Genomic DNA, 16,178 nt, shown 5'->3' with positions numbered 1-16,178 from the left:
ACTATACAAACAATAAAAATTAGTAAGGACTTCAAATGGATGCTTTGGATCTATTGCTCAACAGACGCTCAATCGCAAAACTCTCTGATCCAGCACCTGAAGGTGTAGCATTAGAAAACATCATTAAAGCGGGCTTGCGCGCTCCAGACCACGGCGCATTGACACCGTGGCGCTTTGTTATCGCACAAGGTTCTGGGCTACATAAGCTTTCCGATATTTTGGTTCGAGCAGCACAAGCGGACGAAAGCGAAGAAGCGGTGATTGAGAAAGTAAAGAAAGCGCCGTTTCGAGCACCTATGGTTATCACTGTCATCGCAAAAGTGACTGAACACGATAAAGTGCCTTCATTCGAACAACACCTTTCTGCAGGTTGCGCTGCACAAGCAATGCAAATGGCTGCAGTTGCTCAAGGTTTCCAAGGTTTTTGGCGCTCAGGTAAGTGGATGTTCCACCCTGAAGTTCACCAAGCTTTCGGCCTAGAAGGCGACGATGAAATCGTTGGTTTCCTATATTTGGGCACTCCGGGCTGTACGCCAATGAAAGTACCAGAGCGTGACTTCTCTAAGTTCGTCGAGTTCTTGTAAAGAAAGCCGAAGCTTGAATAGTGGAATGCTAACTGTATAAACAACCAGTTTTCCTTGATTTCTAGGGGCCACATTAGATAATGTGGCCCTAATTGTTTGTAGCATCTGGAAAAACATGTCTCGTCTTATCATTGCTGAAAAACCAAGCCTAGGCCGCGCGATCGCCGCTGCACTACCGAATCCACAGAAGAAAGACCAAGGGTTTATCAAATGTGGCAATGGGGATGTGGTGACTTGGTGTATTGGACACTTATTGGAGCAGGTTGAGCCGGATGCTTATGATGACCGTTATAAGAAGTGGAACTTAGCCGATCTTCCTATCGTGCCAGAGCAATGGCAACTAAGACCGCGTAAGACGTCAAGCAAACAGCTCACGGTGATCCGAAAGCTATTGAAGGACGCGACTCAAATCGTTCATGCGGGTGACCCGGATAGAGAAGGGCAGCTGCTGGTTGATGAAGTTATCGATTACTGCAAGGTGTCTAAGGCTAAGAAAGAGTCGATGGACAGGCTGCTGATCAGCGATTTGAACTTACCAGCCGTAAAGCGTGCGCTCTCTCAAATGCGCAGTAACCGAGATTTTATTCCACTTTCTATTTCTGCATTGGCGCGCTCTAGAGCCGATTGGCTGTATGGCATGAACATGACTCGCGCGTATACCTTGTTAGGTCAAAAGGCGGGCTACCAAGGCGTGTTGTCGGTAGGGCGAGTACAAACGCCTGTACTTGGTTTGGTTGTAAGGCGTGATGAAGAAATAGAAAACTTCATTCCTAAAGATTATTTCACTCTGCACGCTTTGATCCCTTATCAAAATAACGGCCAGAGCTTTGATATTCGAGCGCGTTGGAAACCAAGCGAAGCATGTAAACCATGGCAAGATGAAGAAGGCCGCGTGCTCAATCGAAAGCTGGTTGAGAACGTGGCTAACCGAATTACGAACCAACCCGCGACGGTGACGGAATCAGAGCAAAAGCAAAGTAAACAAGCTGCGCCATTGCCTTATTCGTTGTCAGCTTTGCAAATTGATGCGTCTAAGCGTTTTGGTATGAGTGCTCAACAGGTACTCGACACTTGTCAGTCGTTGTACGAGAAGCACAAACTCATCACTTATCCACGTTCTGACAGCCGCTACCTACCTAAGGATCACTACTCGCAAAGAGAGTCGGTCGTGGATGCTATCGCTAACAATGCGAAAGAGCTGCAAAGTGGTGCTCAAGGTGCGGATCTTTCTCTTAAATCCAAAGCATGGAACGACAGTAAGGTCGATGCTCACCACGCGATAATTCCTACTCCGAAAAAGTCATCGGTGAACGGCCTGTCTGCCAATGAGATGAAAATCTATCAGCAAATTGCTCGTCAGTATCTAATGCAATTCTACCCGCCTGCCATTTTTGCCGATGCCAAGTTAGTTTTTGATATCGCTGGTGGCGTATTCATTGCCAAAGGACGTCAGCTTATCAATCCAGGTTGGAAAGTGTTAATGGGCAAAACGGATACTGAAGAGAAAGGTGATGGTACGGATACGGTGCCTCCATTAGATAAAGGAACGGTACTCAATTGCCGTGAAGGAATTATTGGAGACAAAAAGACTGAGCCACCAAAACACTTCACGGAAGCGACCTTGCTACAAGCGATGACTGGTATCGCGCGCTTTGTCGCAAACAAAGACCTTAAAGCCATTTTGAAAGAGACCGATGGTCTTGGCACAGAAGCAACCCGAGCGGGTATTCTAGATACTTTATTCAAGAGACAACTGTTAACGCGACAAGGTAAAAGCATCCATAGTAGCCCGGCGGGAAGAGGCTTGATTAATGCTTTACCTGAGGACTCGACCTTTCCCGACATGACGGCTCACTGGGAGCATCAGTTGCAAGGCATGGCTGAACGAAACCAAGCGTATCAACCTTTCATGCAAGCGTTAGAAAGTAAGATTGATGGTTTGATGGGTAAAGTGAAAACGGGAGAAGTCCCTGAATCCCTACGTCATCTTCCTAAAGTTGAAAGACCAGCATTCAAGCGCCGTAAAGCTGGTGGGACAAGGAAGAAGACTTACGCTAAGAAAGGTACTAAAAGCTAAGAATTAATTGTTAGGGACTGAGATCAACAACTGTCCATTATTTGATATTTGAAGCCGGGATTAACGACCGACTTTGCGCCCGCAGCGCTTAAACAGCTGCTGCCAATAATCAACGTGGCGGCGAGTGGATGATCGAAAGGCTTGATGCGCATCTTTGATGGGAAAGTAATAACTGTGTAGCTCAGGCTGTGCGTCAAACATAGCAAGTTGCGGGGCTAGCTGCTGATAGTAGCCATCCAATTGCGCCATGTAAGGCTGAACTTTGTCAATATACTGTTGTTCGAACACATTGTTGAGATAGCGAAACTTAGTTGTGTCTCGTTGCTTCCCACAGATGATGTTGGCGTCAAAAGTAGTCAGCTGCTGGGTGATGGTATCAAGCTCAACCGAAGCACGAGCCAGCGAGTAGTATAAATCCCCGAGCGTAGAGCTCTTCTCTAATATTTCTTGAACCTCAATAGTCTTGCCGGAAACGAGCGGCGCGTTTAACGCTTGGTTGAGATGTTCTAAGGCGCCACTGGTTTGTCGTACCTGATCGCCGATATCAGCACGTAACCACTGACTGCCACGCATTTGCGACTGCATGGCATCGCTGGCATAGATGAGATTCCACTGGTGCAGCGGAAACTGTGTGAGTTTCTGCTGCTCGATTTCTTTCAGTAGCTCTACGACCTCAGAGTCTAATTCGCTACCGGATAAACATTTCCCAACACCCGCAAGTAGGGCGACTTGATAATCGTAATTACGAAACTCATCCGCGACTTTCCCAAGAACCGAATTTCTTTCTGCAATCAGATTGAACAATCCACACTGACGAAGCTGGTAACTGTCGATGAGACCGATAGAAAGCGATGGCACGTCAATCAACAGTTCTCTTTTTCTCGGTAGGTTTTCAAATTCCCATTCCTCTTTTATCTCGTCAACATCTTGTACTCTGGCTATCTTGGTTTGGTAGTCGTCGAATAAGTCTCCGGGGCCATCACTGAAACAGCCAGCTAGCATCACCGTCAGACAAAACAGTGTTGAGTGCTTAACTAGGTTTGAGAGAGGGCCATCATTCATATGCGGGTTACCAGTCTATTTCACTGCCATCGAAATTGAAGAAGTGACCACTTACTTCAGTATTCGCGGACTCGATGACTTTGATAAGACCACAAGCTGAGGTTTCAGTGTCGATCAGAGCATTAGGGCCGCCCATTTCGGTCTGTACCCAACCAGGATGCAGAGCTAACACCGTAACGCCGCTATCCGTTAAGTCGTTACTTAAGCTCTTCACAACGGAGTTTAGAGCGGCTTTGGAGGAGCGATAGATGTAGCCGCCTCCTGAGGTGTTCTCGGACATGCTACCGACTCTAGAAGACAGGCAGGCGATCTTTTTGACGTCACTAATTTCTATAAGAGGTAATAGAGTCTCGACAAGCTTCAATGGCGCAATGGTGTTGACTTCGAATACACGGCGCCACTCTTCGACATCGGTATTACCCAGACCATAACCTTTAGGACCATAGTAGCCAGCGTTGTTGATCAAAATATCAATCGACTCTATTTGCAAAGTGAGGTGGCTCACCGCTTGGTAATCGGTTATCTCTAATTGAATGCAGGTCAGGTTGCTGTTGTGGTCTGCGAGAGAGAGCAGTTCTTTTGCTGAATTGGCATCACGATAAGTCGCGTACACCTTGTGGCTACCTTCCAAGTATTGTTGAGTCAGGCTTAAGCCAATGCCGCGATTTGCTCCAGTAATGAAAATAACGCTCATGGTGATTCCTTTTTAGTTCAATTAGTTAAGTTTGATGGCTTAACACGAGAAAATCAACGCTCCACCAACTGGCCATTAGCATTCCTACAAAAATCATTACTGCTGCTACTGAGCCGCAGATCACCCCAAAGATGAGTATTAGGTTTTTCATTGCTGTCTCTTTTTGAAAATCAAGTTAATGATAACTACTATCATCAATTAAGGTTGTCGCCTAGGCTGAGACTGTTATGATTTTGAGAAAGATACGCAATTAACCTGATTATGATTCCTTTAATTTACCACCCAATCTATTCGCAGTTACCTTTACCAGAAGGTCACCGTTACCCGATTAACAAATATCAGTTGTTACACAGTGCTGTTGAAGCATTAATGGATAGAGAGCCTCTATGGAAGCGTCAGTTTGAAATCTTCCAACCAACGCCGGTTTCGGTTGAACAGGTAAAACAGGTTCACGATAGTGAGTATGTGGATTTGCTTGTTTCTGGTAATTTGCCCGCAGCAAAGATGAGACGTATCGGTTTCCCGTGGAGCGAACAACTTATTGAGAGAACGCTTTATTCAAGTGGTGGAACCTGCTTGGCCGCTGAAATGGCAATAGAGAGTGGTTTGGCGATTCATTTGAGTGGTGGTTATCATCACGCGCATCATGATTTTGGTAGTGGCTTTTGTTTGTTGAACGATCTGGTGTTAGCGGCAAAACATGCGCTGACCTTTGAACATATCGATAAAGTGCTTATCGTCGACAGCGATGTTCATCATGGTGATGGCACAGCAACTCTTTGCCAAGAGAATGACGACATCATTACTCTATCATTCCACTGCGACAAAAACTTTCCTGCACGAAAGCCATTATCCGATTTAGATGTGCCGTTAAGTCGTGAAACAGAAGATGCAGAGTTCTTACGTTGTTTTGAACAAGTCACTAAGTTAGCGATTGCTCACCATCAACCTGATCTGATTATTTATGATGCGGGGATCGATATTCATCAAGACGATGAACTGGGTTATTTGAATGTCTCGACAAAAGGGATATTTGAACGCGACTGTTTGATGATTGAATTAGCGAAATCAGAGTCTATTCCGATGGCCTGCGTAGTCGGTGGCGGATATCGAACTCAGCACCAAGATCTGGTTCCAATTCACATGCAGTTATTGAAGGCCGCATTTGCTGTTAGCAGTTGAGCGGTGAGCTTGTGTGATCTCCAGATACAAAAAAGCCGCTGATCTCTCAGCGGCTTTCTTTAATGTGGTGGAGGGATAGGGATTTGAACCCTAGAACCGCTATTAACGGTTGCCGGTTTTCAAGACCGGTGCTTTCGACCACTCAGCCATCCCTCCAATGGCGCGTATAATATAAGGGTGGCTTTGGCTTGTAAATACCCTTATCAACTGACTGCTTTTTTTATGAACAAGTTTGTGCATTTTTATATGGTTAGAGTGAAAATACATCGAAAAATGTTCTTGATCGTTTCGACTTAAGGGATTGGGTATCTTTGAGGAAGGAAAATGGAGAAAGGATCGAATACAACTGATGTGAGGAACGTAATTAGGACCGAAGCCTTGGTTTTTGGTGTGTAGCCACCATTCCTCATTAGGGTGAACTTGCCTTTGCTGCCTATAAGATTCATAATGAATGCATCTTATAGAGTGAAATATCCCACCATGCATATCACACGTTACACTGATTATTCCCTACGAGTTCTGATCTATTTAGCGATCAACAACCAATCTCTTAGCACCATCGGCGACATTGCTAACAGTTATGGTATTTCTAAAAACCATTTAATGAAGATCGTTCAGCAACTCAACCTCAAAGGACATCTGATCGCCACAAGAGGAAAAAATGGTGGTTTGAAACTCAGTTGCCATCCAAGTCAGATCAACATAGGTACGTTAGTTCGAGAGTTAGAAGACAAACGTAACTTGGTTGAATGTTTTGGCGAGGATAATAGCTGTGTCATTACACCAAATTGCCAATTGAAAACTATCTTTGCTGAAGCTCAAGAGTGTTTTTACAAAAGCTTAGACGCTTATAGCTTACAAGATCTCCTTGGCGAAGGACACAGCTACAAGCTAGGGCAACTCTTGGCGGTTGAAGTTATTTAAAGTAAGCAAGTTTTGTTTACTCACTAGGTTTACGATGATGAAAAATTTAAATCAAAACCCCAACAATGGCGTTTCAATGACGGCATTTTTCGAACTCGCGTTTCGACCGTTTTTTTTGTTTGCATCACTTTTTAGTATTGCAGCATTAGTTGGTTGGGCTGCTTTTTGGAATGGCAGCGCAACCTTAAATGTTTATGGCGGTGCAATGTGGTGGCATATTCATGAAATGTTGTTTGGCTTTGCAGCCACTGTTGTGGTTGGTTTTTTGCTGACGGCCGTACAAAATTGGACGGGTGTCCGCAGTATTAACGGACGTGGGTTAATGATACTTCTGGCTCTATGGTTGTGTGCGAGAATAGCCATGTTCCTACCTGAGGTTCTAAGCCCTTGGCTGGTGGCTGTACTCGATTTACTGTTTTTACCGATCGCTGTAATTTATCTTGCCCACAATATTGTCAGTGTGAAGCTTTGGCGAAATCTGTTGTTCATTCCTATTCTGCTGCTTATGACCTTTGCCAATGCTGCGATGCACTATGGTGTTCTATTTCAGCAGCCACTCTTAATTTCACAAGCTAGCACAAGCATGGTGCTGTTGGTGACTCTAGTCATGTGCATTATGGGTGGACGAGTTTTTCCTATGTTTACCGCTAATGGCACACAGACACCACGAACCCCTGCATTACCATGGCTTGAAAAGCTGAGCATCGTGAGCACGATTTTCGCCGTTGTGTTGAGCTTTCAGATACTTCCAGTTCCACAAAGTCTCGTTGCTGTCGTGTTTATTGCCAGTGGCTTGGCAAATGCGATTAGGGCAGTAAGGTGGAAAATATGGGTTGCTTTTAAGACTCCTCTAGTGTGGTCTCTACACTTAAGCTACTGGGCCATTTCGTTAGGATTGATCTTATATGGCGTTTCAATCATTTCGTCATTGGTCACCCAATCACAAGCGATTCATGCCTTAACCGTTGGTGGAATGGGAGTGATGATCTTATCAATGATCTCACGTGTCTCTCTAGGACATACAGGTCGAGCTATTGCGATTGGTAAAATAATGACTGCGGCGTTAATCGCCATTGTTTTTGCCTTTATTGTGCGAGTGTTTGGCGGATACTTTACCCATAATATTGTCTCTATCATCACCTTATCCAGTGCTCTGTGGGTTGTCGCGTACAGTTGTTTCGTTGTGTTGTACTTACCAATTTTAATAAAACCAAAAGCTTAAATTACTACAAGTTGCGAATGTTCAATATTGATGACTTTAAAGTTGCATTTAAAATACATCTTTAATATTATGTCTGCAGTGAATGACTTAAATACAATCAAAGAGAGAATGATTATGAGCTGTTGTGGCGGATGTGGTGGTTCAAACCACGAAGAAAAAGCAAAAGAAGCTGAACAAAAGAAGCAAGCAGAGCAGCAAGAAACTAAGCAAGAAAACGCTTAATTAAAGTAGCGCTCAAGCCAAATTTAGAAATCCAGAGACTTAGATGAAGCCTCTGGATTTTTTTATTTTTATGGATTTATGATGAGTGCCTGAAACAAGCCTAAACACTATTCGAGCCTGCAGTGAATTCTGACTCTCTAGCGAGTAACTGTACCCAATTGGCATGCACCACCAGTTTAGTCATATTGAATGAACGCGCTGTGCAGATAAGTTTGGTCTAAGGTATGTATCGATGACTGGAGTGCGGAGAGAATATAAATTGAGCTAGCCAGTGATATTCAAACAGCTATAGAGTCATAGATGGGCTTTAAACGTTCAGAATGATTTCAATCAAGTAACCAAACAATCTGTCTTTGAGGGATGGTTGAATATTAAACTTTAGATTCGAATCACTTTACGCTAGATGCAAAAAAGCCGCTGATTTCTCAGCGGCTTTCTTTAATGTGGTGGAGGGATAGGGATTTGAACCCTAGAACCGCTATTAACGGTTGCCGGTTTTCAAGACCGGTGCTTTCGACCACTCAGCCATCCCTCCATTGGCGTGAATAATATAAGGGGGAGAGTGCCTTGTAAACCCTTAATTATCATAATCTTGTTTGGTTGCTTGTTTTCTAGTCATTAGCGGCAATAAAAAAGGGAAGCCATTAGCTTCCCTTTTCTGTTTGATGACTATTTAATCATTTTTTGTGTAGAAACGCTGTAACTCAGTCAGGCCTTGCATTAATACTGGTAAGCGAGGGCTTACATCTTTTAGGCGTTTGTAGTTTTGGTCATACAACTTGTAGTTACCAAATTTATCTAACACAGTGGTTTGCTGGTCGGTAACAAGGGCAAGTTCACGTGAGTCACCCGCGAGAATCCACTTTCTTTTACGCTCATTAAACAGGCTGCGACCGCTACTGAAATCTGTTGGGTTTGAAGATACGCCCAATAGCTCTTGCATCAACGTTACGGACACGTCTAAATGACTAGAACGGTGAGTGTATTCAGAAGCAGACTTACCAGGCCAGCTGATAAATAGTGGCACTTGTAACTGATAACGACTGTAGTTGGAGTTTGCGCCCCAGCTGTTGGTCTTAGTTTCGTTAAACTCGCTACCGTGATTAGAGGTAATGATAACCACCGTGTTGTCGGTTAGCTCTAAGCGTTCCAGTTCAGCGTAGATTGTTGCTAGCTGAGCATCGGCTGCTTGAGCAGACTTTTGATAGTCTGCAGCAAAACGTTCTGCTGTCGTTAACGTTGAGTCTGACTCTGAACTTGAATCGTAGCTAGAGAAGTTATCCAGCGTGGTCAGCTCAATGAAGTTAAACCAAGGACGTTTAGCTTGTGGTGATTGAATCCAGTTAGACCAAGCTTGTATCGCGCTTTTGTCATCATAAGTTGCTTGCTCTGGCATAACATCACGGCCTCGGAAGATGATTTCCGAGTAAAGTGCATCGTCAAAGTTGTCGCCACTGAAAGCCGCAAACTTATAATTGTGATTATCTAAAACGTCCAACAGTACTGCACTTGAACCCTGAGCCTCGATGCTGCTTGCGTAGCTGCTTGGAAGGCCATAGAACAAACCGAAGATACCAAACATGTCGTTACTTGAACTGTAGTGATTGGTGAAGTTGATCGATTGTTGTGCGTAGGCATAGCTGTTTGGCATCGCTGTGGCATTAAGTGCATCAGAGCGAAGGTTGTTTACACTCACCATCAGGATATTAAGATCATCACTGCGGCGGTTGTATTGAATTTTTTCGAGCGGGTAGCTAACTAAGTTTACGTTCTCTTTGTTGGCTTCTAAACGCTGTAAATATTCTTCACGGTCCAATAGGCCATGTTTTTCCATAAAGCTTTTCGCTGTCATTGGGTATGACAGTGGGAAGTTCGCTTTCTGGCTAGTAATTGGGTTGTAGAAATACGCATCAGCCCACATGTAAGTCAAGTGGCTGCTGATGAAACACAAGAAGAAGACGGCAGTAATCGGACGGCCAATGTGTTTATGAGACAGTTTACGTTGCTTACGCCAAACCCACTCAGACAGACCTAGCTGTAATAAGAAGATAAGTGGCATAACAATGAAGAGGTGTTGCAAATCAGATGTGAATGCAGACTCCTCTCCACTAAATAAAACCTCCCACACGACAGGTGTCAGGTGGAGGTTTATATTTTGATACGTTTGAGTATCAATCAGTAGGACAGTTAAACCTATGGTTGCAAAGCAAACGGCAACCAAACGTAATAACTTCCTCGACGGAAGAATAAAAGTGAGCGGAAACAGCACTAATAGATAAAGCGCGAATACTAAAAAGCCGAAATGACCAACCCAAGATGCAGCCAAATAAAATTGACCCAATAGGGTTTCTGGCCAAGCAGATTGAGTAATATAACGAGTACCAATCAACATCGCAGCAATGATGTTGAAAAATGCAAACCAGTGACCCCAACCAACAAGTCGAGATACGCGATCGCTATATGAGTTTGCGCTGTCTACCATTTATAATTCTTTTATCCGTCAATCAAATTTAGTGAGACTTTTTATCTTCAAGAGAAGAGATTAAAGCTTCGGCAAATTTTTCAGCAATTCCTTTGCGTTGTGAAGCAGCAACATTCTGATTTAAGACATTGGTTGCGATATTTCCAGCGATCATCAGTGAAAGTTCTGGTGAAGCTTTGTGCTTAGTGAGTACAGCACCTACTTCAGCTAGGATTTTTTCAACTTGATCATCTGTGTATTTAGATATAATCGGCATAAGGACTCTAATAATGATAGTAAAAGCGGCTTATGATAACCTACTATGCACGACAACTGAAACCTGAACGGTAATATTTTCACTATGAGCCTTCACCTTTCCAACGTAATTTTACACCAGCTGAGCAAGAACGATCAGGATGAACTGATTGTTAACTATCGTGCTGAATCTCTAGAGAACGATGCTTCATCTGAAAGCCTAGTTGCTGAACTTCACCGTGTTTTTAATTCAAAAGCAGGTAAAGGGTTTGGTTCTTTCAAATCCGACAGCGAATTCCAGCAGTCGTTGCATGAATTTCGAGCGGGAGAGCAAAGTTTCTATGATTTCTCTCAAAAAAGTGCGTTACGTCTAAAAGATGAGTTATCGAAATACCCATTTGCTGACGAAGGCACTTTGGTACTCGCTGAATACCAATCACTGGCGACAGACTACCTTTTCATCGGTTTACTGCCTTCGAACCAAAGTTTGAAAGTGACTGAAGGGTTAGACATCAGTGCGACTGATTACCTTGATATCTCAAAGATGGATATTGTGGCGCGCCTTGACCTTTCAACATACGACACAGACAAAGAGTCAAACCGTTACTTAACTTACATTAAAGGACGTGTTGGCCGTAAAGTCGCGGATTTCTTCTTAGATTTCTTACAAGCTGAAGTCGGTTTGGATGCGAAACAGCAAAACCAAGTACTGATGCAAGCGGTAGAAGATTTCGTTTCAGACTCTAAGTTAGAAAAAGAAGAAGCGATCAGCTATAAAAAGCAGGTTGCGGATTACTGTAACGAACAGCTAAAAGCGGGCGATGAAGTTCAAGTTCGTGAACTTTCTGGAGAACTGCCAGCAAGCACTGATGGTACAAGCTTCTTTGACTATACTAGTGAGCAAGGCTACGAGTTAGAAGACAGTTTCCCCGCTGATCGCGCAACTATGCGTAAACTAACAAAATTTGTTGGTGCTGGTGGCGGTTTGAATGTTAGTTTTGATAGTCTGCTTCTAGGCGAACGTATCTTTTACGATCCGGAGACAGACACGCTAACGATTAAAGGCACTCCACCGAACTTACGTGACCAACTGACTCGCAATAAGTCATAGTCCGAAGTTAATGAGTAAAAGCGGCAGCAAGATGTTGTCGCTTGTTTTGTGCTTAGTCTTTTAGCAAGTGTCATGGCTTCAAGTTAACACGCACAAGGAATATAGATGGAACAATCAGTAGCAAAGCCCAAACGCTTTAAAAAACCGGCCACTTTCTTGGTTGTGCTCTTGGCTCTGTGGCTACTTCCTTCATTGGCTCTCCTTAATCTAAGCCGTTCCTACACCAATTCTCTTGCTCAAATTGAAGAGCTCGGTATTCGCGTCAATGAATTGAGGCAATCGCTTTATTTCTCTGAGCCGCTGCGAGTCTCTCGTATCAATGAGTTAGCACTTGATGCTCAGTTGGTTTATTCGATCCGACTGCAGATTGAATCTGATTTTCAACACGCCTTGTTTCGTCCTGATGCGAATCAACTGCTTTACGTAGCCGATCAGTTCCTAGAAAAGTTTGATGAGTTCATCCCGATAGAAAGCCAGGTTCAAGACATCGTTGACAATATTAAGATACTGCGCGCTGATAAAGAGCTTTCCCCTAAACTAAAACCGCTACTCAATGAATTCGGCGTTGTTGTCTTTGAAGCGATGTATTCTGACAATCAAAGCTCGTCAGCGACTTATCGTGCGTTTGATTCCATTCTAGAAAAATCATATTCATTAAAAACTGAAGAGCAAGACGCACTGCAACAGTTATTGGCTGATGCCTCAGCGTTGTTGAGTGATTACGCTCAGCTCAATTATTTAGTCGATAAAATCAAGAAAAACTCGGTGAACGAACAGATCATTAAATTTGAAGCTGAGTTCCATGACCGTCAGTTTAACCTATTGCTAGTGATGCTAGGTTTAAGCTTGGTAACGATGATCACACTAGTGTTGTGGGGCGTTAGATCGAGAAAATTGATTCAACAAACAGACAAAGAACTGAGTCCTGAACCAGTAGCCGATTCAAGTAAGGAAAATGCTCTCTCTGCGGTGAGACAACCAACTAATGACCCTTCCGTATTGAAGATTACGCCGACGAGCAAACATTCCGACCTTCAACCTCAAGAGGGCATTAACGTAACAAGCCAGGAAATTGTTCAGCAGAACACAGAGGAAGCTCCAATGGCAGAGAAACACATTGCAAGTGTCACTGATTCAAAGCCTGCGATTGATATTGAAGACATGCTAGAAACGCTTGATGGTGATGCTGAGTCTGTCGAATTGCTACTTGGCGTCTTTGTACAAGATCACGCTGATGATTACACGAAGTTCAAATCTCTTCTCACTAAAGATGAAACCTCTGCTGCTCGTATTGTACATAGCTTAAAAGGTGTGGCAGGCAGTATCAAAGCGTCTCGATTAGCGATCATTGCAGCAACTATTGAAATGACAATGAAACAGTCGAGAGCGATCAGTGAACACGATTTAGAAGAACTAGAGGCGGCAATAAAAGCCTCTATAGATGCTGCGTTTGAATATTTAGATAAGCAGCGTTAACTTTTGTAGGAATTTTGACAATACTCTGACGAAGTGCTCATACAATCCGCGCCCTTAGTCTTTGTCAGAGGTTTACATGTTACGATTTTCGAGTCGACGTTGGATGGTGTTGGTGCTTAGTATTGCGCTAAGTGGTTGTTCTCTATTAGAAGTTAAGTTAGATACTCAGACGACGCCTCTCACTCAACAAGAGCTGAATGCTCGAATCATGACGCGTGAATACGGCAAGATGTTTTTTATGCGAGTAGAAGACTCTGCCGATCTCATTGCTCAATCTTACCCTGCTGATGACACCTTACATCAATCTTATGTCTTGCTTTGGAAGATCCATGCGGAGCAGGGCTTACAGCAAGCGGCTTATCAAACTTCACCGATGTCTGCCTTAATCGACTCGTGGGTGTTCACTGCCCAAATGAATCAGTTTTATCGCCAAGGCGATGGTGCGGATCTGTTCGCGACGGATCATGCGGTAGAGACTGCTCGTTTTCTTGATCAAGAAGCAGAAAAACTGGCAAAGGGTGTATTGAGCTCGAGTGATTTCAAGAACAGCAAAGTGTTCGTTGCGCAGTTTGCTGCTAGCCACCCATTTAAAGACCTCACATTCAGAATCACCCCCGCTTACCGTGAATGGCTGAACTATCTAGGTAAAGACGAGTCGCAAATTGTCCAGAGCTTAGGCACCATGCCAGAAGCAATGAGTGACGCATCCGATCGTTTAAGTTTGATGGCTGACCAGACGCCTAAACTAATGTCTTGGAAAGCGGAGCTGGTTGCGTTAAACAGCTCGCTAACGGGTGAAGACCTGTCTATGACATTAGAAAGTCTTCGTCAAACGTCAGCAAGCATGCAAGACTTCATCGAGAACAACCCTGAGTACATGCAAACACTGGCTTCTATTATGTCGACAGAAATGCAGCCTCTACTCAACGATCTTAGCGACAAGACAGACCAGAAATTAGCGATGCTCACTGAAGAGCGTGTGGCGTTAGAAAAAATGGTGACACGTGAAAGAGAAGCTCTGGTAGAGATGATTGCGAAAGAGCGCATTGAGATTGCAGGTATCGTGACTTCAGAGAGGGAGTTGTTTACGCAAGACCTTGACCGCGTATCTCAAGAGGTGGTGGTACTTGCTATTGATAAACTGATGGAGTTAATCAAAGGTGTGATTATCTACTTCATCCTGTTTATCTTAGTGGTGTTCTTTGCACCGTTAGGCATCGGTTACTGGCTGGGTAAGCGAACCATAAATAGATGAACCAGTAGATTAAAAAAGAGCGCTCTAGGGCGCTCTTTTTGCATTTATATCATTAACGTTTTTGTGCTTACTTTCTAAAGCTCTGAGGCATTAACTTATGCTTGCTGCTTAGTAAGCTCTGCCGCTTCTTCAGTTTCAACGGCTGGTGCTGTTGGTTCACACTTATCAACGAACCAACCCATGTAAGAGGTAACGATAGTCACGATGATACAGATGAAGCTTAGCCACATGAACGGTGCGTAAGATAGCGTTGCAACGCCTAGAATACTCGCCATGTAGATACCGTTATCACTCCAAGGAACCATACCTGACGTTAACGTGCCACCAAACTCAGCATTACGAGATAGGTTCTTACGTTTGTAGCCCAAGCGGTCGTAGTTCTTCGCACAGATTTTTGGCGTAAGGATTAACGATACGTACATCGCAGAACCGAACACGTTACCCATGAAAGCCGTACCAATTGTGCTCGTAGCTAGAGAACCTGCGCTGTTTACACGGCGCTCGAACACTTTAGCAATTGTCTCTAGTACGCCCACTTTATCCAGTAAGCCACCAAAACCTAGACCAAATACGATAACCGCGACCGAACCAAGCATTGAAGACATGCCACCACGGTTAAGAATTGAATCAATGAATTCTACGCCAGATGAGATAGAGAACGGTGCCCAAGCAGTGTTGAATGCCGTTAGGAAATCGATCTCTTGGATCATGACTGCCCAGATAATACCAAGCAGAGAACCAAAGCTGATTACTGGGAATGAAGGCATACGGAAAGCCAACAGGCCAAGCACGATCAGTACTGGAACGAATGAGTAAGGCGTGATGTAGAACTGAACTTCCATTGCTTTGATGACAGAATCTACTTGGCTCATGTCAACATTACCTGCGTAGTGGAAACCAAACGCAGTAAACATGATGCCAGTAATAATGTAGCTGATTAGCGCAACAGGCAGCATGCCTTTGATGTGTTCAACCACTTCGACACCAGACATTGAAGAAGCCAGAATCACTGAATCAGAAAGTGGAGACATCTTGTCACCGAAGTAACAGCCTGATAGCACCGCACCCGCTGTAATTGGTGCTGGAACACCTAAGCCTTGGCCAATACCCATCATCGCGATGCCTGCAGTACCCGCGGCACCCCAAGACGTACCGGTCGCCAATGCGGTTAGAGAACAGATGATCATGGTTGCTAAAAGGAAGATAGAAGGGTGGATAGCTTTCAGACCATAGTAAATGATAGTAGGTACGATCCCGCCTGAGATCCAAGTACCAACAAGAGCGCCAACGGCTAAAAGTATTAAAACCGCGCCTAAGCCATTGGATATTCCTTTGAGTGCTGCTTTTTCTAAGTCTTTGTATTCGTGGCCAAGACGAATACCAAGAACCATGATAATGAACCAACCAATATACAAGGCAAGTTGAATTGGAAGGTCAAGCTTTGCTGTAAAGGAAAAAGCAAGGGATAGAAATAGTCCTAACGCGATGAATACCTGTAATAGGTTCGGTAGGCGAGTTTTACTCTGCTTCATAAAAGCCTCTTGTTAATTCGAGCATTTATAGTGCTTCGTTATAGTGTGTGGTGCAAAACGGACACTACAGTAATTAGTTTATTATATCGAAAAAATACGCCCAAGTTGTGATATTTGACTG

Annotated in this window: 14 protein-coding genes and 2 tRNA genes; 9 read left to right on the top strand and 7 right to left on the bottom strand. The window is 43.9% G+C overall.

Features of this window, described 5'->3' with window-relative positions; genetic code table 11:
* Positions 1–35 precede the first annotated feature (35 nt).
* Both DUN60_RS09540 and DUN60_RS09530 read left to right on the top strand, forming a co-directional pair.
* Positions 36–584: an NAD(P)H nitroreductase gene (locus DUN60_RS09540; protein WP_114633836.1), complete on the top strand. Its 549-nt coding sequence runs from the start codon at positions 36–38 to the stop codon at positions 582–584.
* A gap of 115 nt (positions 585–699) precedes the next feature.
* Positions 700–2,661 carry a DNA topoisomerase III gene (locus DUN60_RS09530; protein ID WP_114633834.1) on the top strand — a complete coding sequence of 654 codons (1,962 nt, stop codon included), beginning with the start codon at positions 700–702 and terminating at the stop codon, positions 2,659–2,661.
* Positions 2,662–2,721: 60 nt separating this feature from the next.
* On the opposite strand, the gene DUN60_RS09525 is transcribed toward DUN60_RS09530, so the two are convergent.
* Positions 2,722–3,723, bottom strand: coding sequence for a DUF3080 domain-containing protein (locus DUN60_RS09525; protein ID WP_114633833.1), 1,002 nt, complete (start codon positions 3,721–3,723; stop codon positions 2,722–2,724).
* A 7-nt stretch (positions 3,724–3,730) separates the two neighbouring features.
* On the bottom strand, positions 3,731–4,417 hold the full coding sequence (locus tag DUN60_RS09520) for an SDR family oxidoreductase (protein WP_114633832.1): 687 nt from the start codon (positions 4,415–4,417) through the stop codon (positions 3,731–3,733).
* Positions 4,418–4,678: 261 nt separating this feature from the next.
* Here DUN60_RS09520 and DUN60_RS09515 point away from each other — a divergent pair, with 261 nt between their 5' ends.
* Positions 4,679–5,599: a histone deacetylase family protein gene (locus DUN60_RS09515; protein ID WP_114633831.1), complete on the top strand. Its 921-nt coding sequence runs from the start codon at positions 4,679–4,681 to the stop codon at positions 5,597–5,599.
* Positions 5,600–5,664: 65 nt separating this feature from the next.
* Here DUN60_RS09515 and DUN60_RS09510 read toward each other — a convergent pair.
* A tRNA-Ser gene (locus DUN60_RS09510) sits at positions 5,665–5,755 on the bottom strand.
* Positions 5,756–6,079: 324 nt separating this feature from the next.
* Between DUN60_RS09510 and DUN60_RS09505 the strand changes: the two genes are divergently transcribed.
* From DUN60_RS09505 to DUN60_RS09495, 3 genes are read left to right on the top strand one after another with little or no spacing between them, the layout of a single operon-like run.
* A complete protein-coding gene (locus DUN60_RS09505) occupies positions 6,080–6,523 on the top strand; it encodes an RrF2 family transcriptional regulator (protein ID WP_004734067.1) in 444 nt (147 codons plus the stop codon).
* 37 nt (positions 6,524–6,560) lie between these two features.
* The gene (locus DUN60_RS09500; RefSeq protein ID WP_114633830.1) at positions 6,561–7,745 is read left to right on the top strand and encodes an NnrS family protein; all 1,185 of its coding nucleotides are present in this window, start codon (positions 6,561–6,563) and stop codon (positions 7,743–7,745) included.
* 30 nt (positions 7,746–7,775) lie between these two features.
* Positions 7,776–7,967 (top strand): hypothetical protein, encoded by a 192-nt coding sequence (locus tag DUN60_RS09495; protein WP_114633829.1) that lies wholly within the window; start codon positions 7,776–7,778, stop codon positions 7,965–7,967.
* A 444-nt stretch (positions 7,968–8,411) separates the two neighbouring features.
* On the opposite strand, the gene DUN60_RS09490 is transcribed toward DUN60_RS09495, so the two are convergent.
* From DUN60_RS09490 to DUN60_RS09480, 3 genes are all read right to left on the bottom strand, one after another.
* A tRNA-Ser gene (locus tag DUN60_RS09490) sits at positions 8,412–8,502 on the bottom strand.
* Positions 8,503–8,640: 138 nt separating this feature from the next.
* Entirely contained in the window at positions 8,641–10,449 is a 1,809-nt protein-coding gene (locus tag DUN60_RS09485) for a DUF3413 domain-containing protein (RefSeq protein ID WP_114633828.1), read from the bottom strand.
* Positions 10,450–10,477: 28 nt separating this feature from the next.
* Complete coding sequence (locus tag DUN60_RS09480; RefSeq protein ID WP_004734063.1) at positions 10,478–10,705, bottom strand: YejL family protein; 228 nt, start codon at positions 10,703–10,705, stop codon at positions 10,478–10,480.
* An 84-nt stretch (positions 10,706–10,789) separates the two neighbouring features.
* Here DUN60_RS09480 and yejK point away from each other — a divergent pair, with 84 nt between their 5' ends.
* The 3 genes from yejK to DUN60_RS09465 all read left to right on the top strand — a co-directional run bounded on the left by yejK (position 10,790) and on the right by DUN60_RS09465 (position 14,525).
* Positions 10,790–11,794, top strand: coding sequence for a nucleoid-associated protein YejK (gene yejK, locus DUN60_RS09475; RefSeq protein WP_017079528.1), 1,005 nt, complete (start codon positions 10,790–10,792; stop codon positions 11,792–11,794).
* Positions 11,795–11,899: 105 nt separating this feature from the next.
* Positions 11,900–13,270: an Hpt domain-containing protein gene (locus tag DUN60_RS09470; protein ID WP_114633827.1), complete on the top strand. Its 1,371-nt coding sequence runs from the start codon at positions 11,900–11,902 to the stop codon at positions 13,268–13,270.
* Positions 13,271–13,346: 76 nt separating this feature from the next.
* Positions 13,347–14,525, top strand: a complete 1,179-nt coding sequence (locus DUN60_RS09465) for a chemotaxis protein (protein WP_114633826.1) — start codon at positions 13,347–13,349, stop codon at positions 14,523–14,525.
* 95 nt (positions 14,526–14,620) lie between these two features.
* On the opposite strand, the gene nhaC is transcribed toward DUN60_RS09465, so the two are convergent.
* A complete protein-coding gene (gene nhaC / locus DUN60_RS09460; protein WP_017079531.1) occupies positions 14,621–16,057 on the bottom strand; it encodes a Na+/H+ antiporter NhaC in 1,437 nt (478 codons plus the stop codon).
* Positions 16,058–16,178 lie beyond the last annotated feature (121 nt).

Origin of the sequence: Vibrio splendidus (assembly GCF_003345295.1) — a bacterium.
Classification (GTDB): domain Bacteria; phylum Pseudomonadota; class Gammaproteobacteria; order Enterobacterales; family Vibrionaceae; genus Vibrio; species Vibrio splendidus_K.
Note: the sequence above shows the minus strand (reverse complement) of the source record. Positions and strands in the feature narration are given on the sequence as shown.

Coding starts and splice junctions, on each gene's coding strand:
- DUN60_RS09485 (WP_114633828.1), bottom strand. CDS start 10,449: ATGGTAGACAGCGCAAACTCATATAGCGATCGCGTATCTCGACTTGTT.
- DUN60_RS09525 (WP_114633833.1), bottom strand. CDS start 3,723: ATGAATGATGGCCCTCTCTCAAACCTAGTTAAGCACTCAACACTGTTT.
- DUN60_RS09505 (WP_004734067.1), top strand. CDS start 6,080: ATGCATATCACACGTTACACTGATTATTCCCTACGAGTTCTGATCTAT.
- nhaC (WP_017079531.1), bottom strand. CDS start 16,057: ATGAAGCAGAGTAAAACTCGCCTACCGAACCTATTACAGGTATTCATC.
- DUN60_RS09495 (WP_114633829.1), top strand. CDS start 7,776: ATGACTTTAAAGTTGCATTTAAAATACATCTTTAATATTATGTCTGCA.
- DUN60_RS09515 (WP_114633831.1), top strand. CDS start 4,679: ATGATTCCTTTAATTTACCACCCAATCTATTCGCAGTTACCTTTACCA.
- DUN60_RS09520 (WP_114633832.1), bottom strand. CDS start 4,417: ATGAGCGTTATTTTCATTACTGGAGCAAATCGCGGCATTGGCTTAAGC.
- DUN60_RS09500 (WP_114633830.1), top strand. CDS start 6,561: ATGAAAAATTTAAATCAAAACCCCAACAATGGCGTTTCAATGACGGCA.
- yejK (WP_017079528.1), top strand. CDS start 10,790: ATGAGCCTTCACCTTTCCAACGTAATTTTACACCAGCTGAGCAAGAAC.
- DUN60_RS09470 (WP_114633827.1), top strand. CDS start 11,900: ATGGAACAATCAGTAGCAAAGCCCAAACGCTTTAAAAAACCGGCCACT.
- DUN60_RS09480 (WP_004734063.1), bottom strand. CDS start 10,705: ATGCCGATTATATCTAAATACACAGATGATCAAGTTGAAAAAATCCTA.
- DUN60_RS09530 (WP_114633834.1), top strand. CDS start 700: ATGTCTCGTCTTATCATTGCTGAAAAACCAAGCCTAGGCCGCGCGATC.
- DUN60_RS09540 (WP_114633836.1), top strand. CDS start 36: ATGGATGCTTTGGATCTATTGCTCAACAGACGCTCAATCGCAAAACTC.
- DUN60_RS09465 (WP_114633826.1), top strand. CDS start 13,347: ATGTTACGATTTTCGAGTCGACGTTGGATGGTGTTGGTGCTTAGTATT.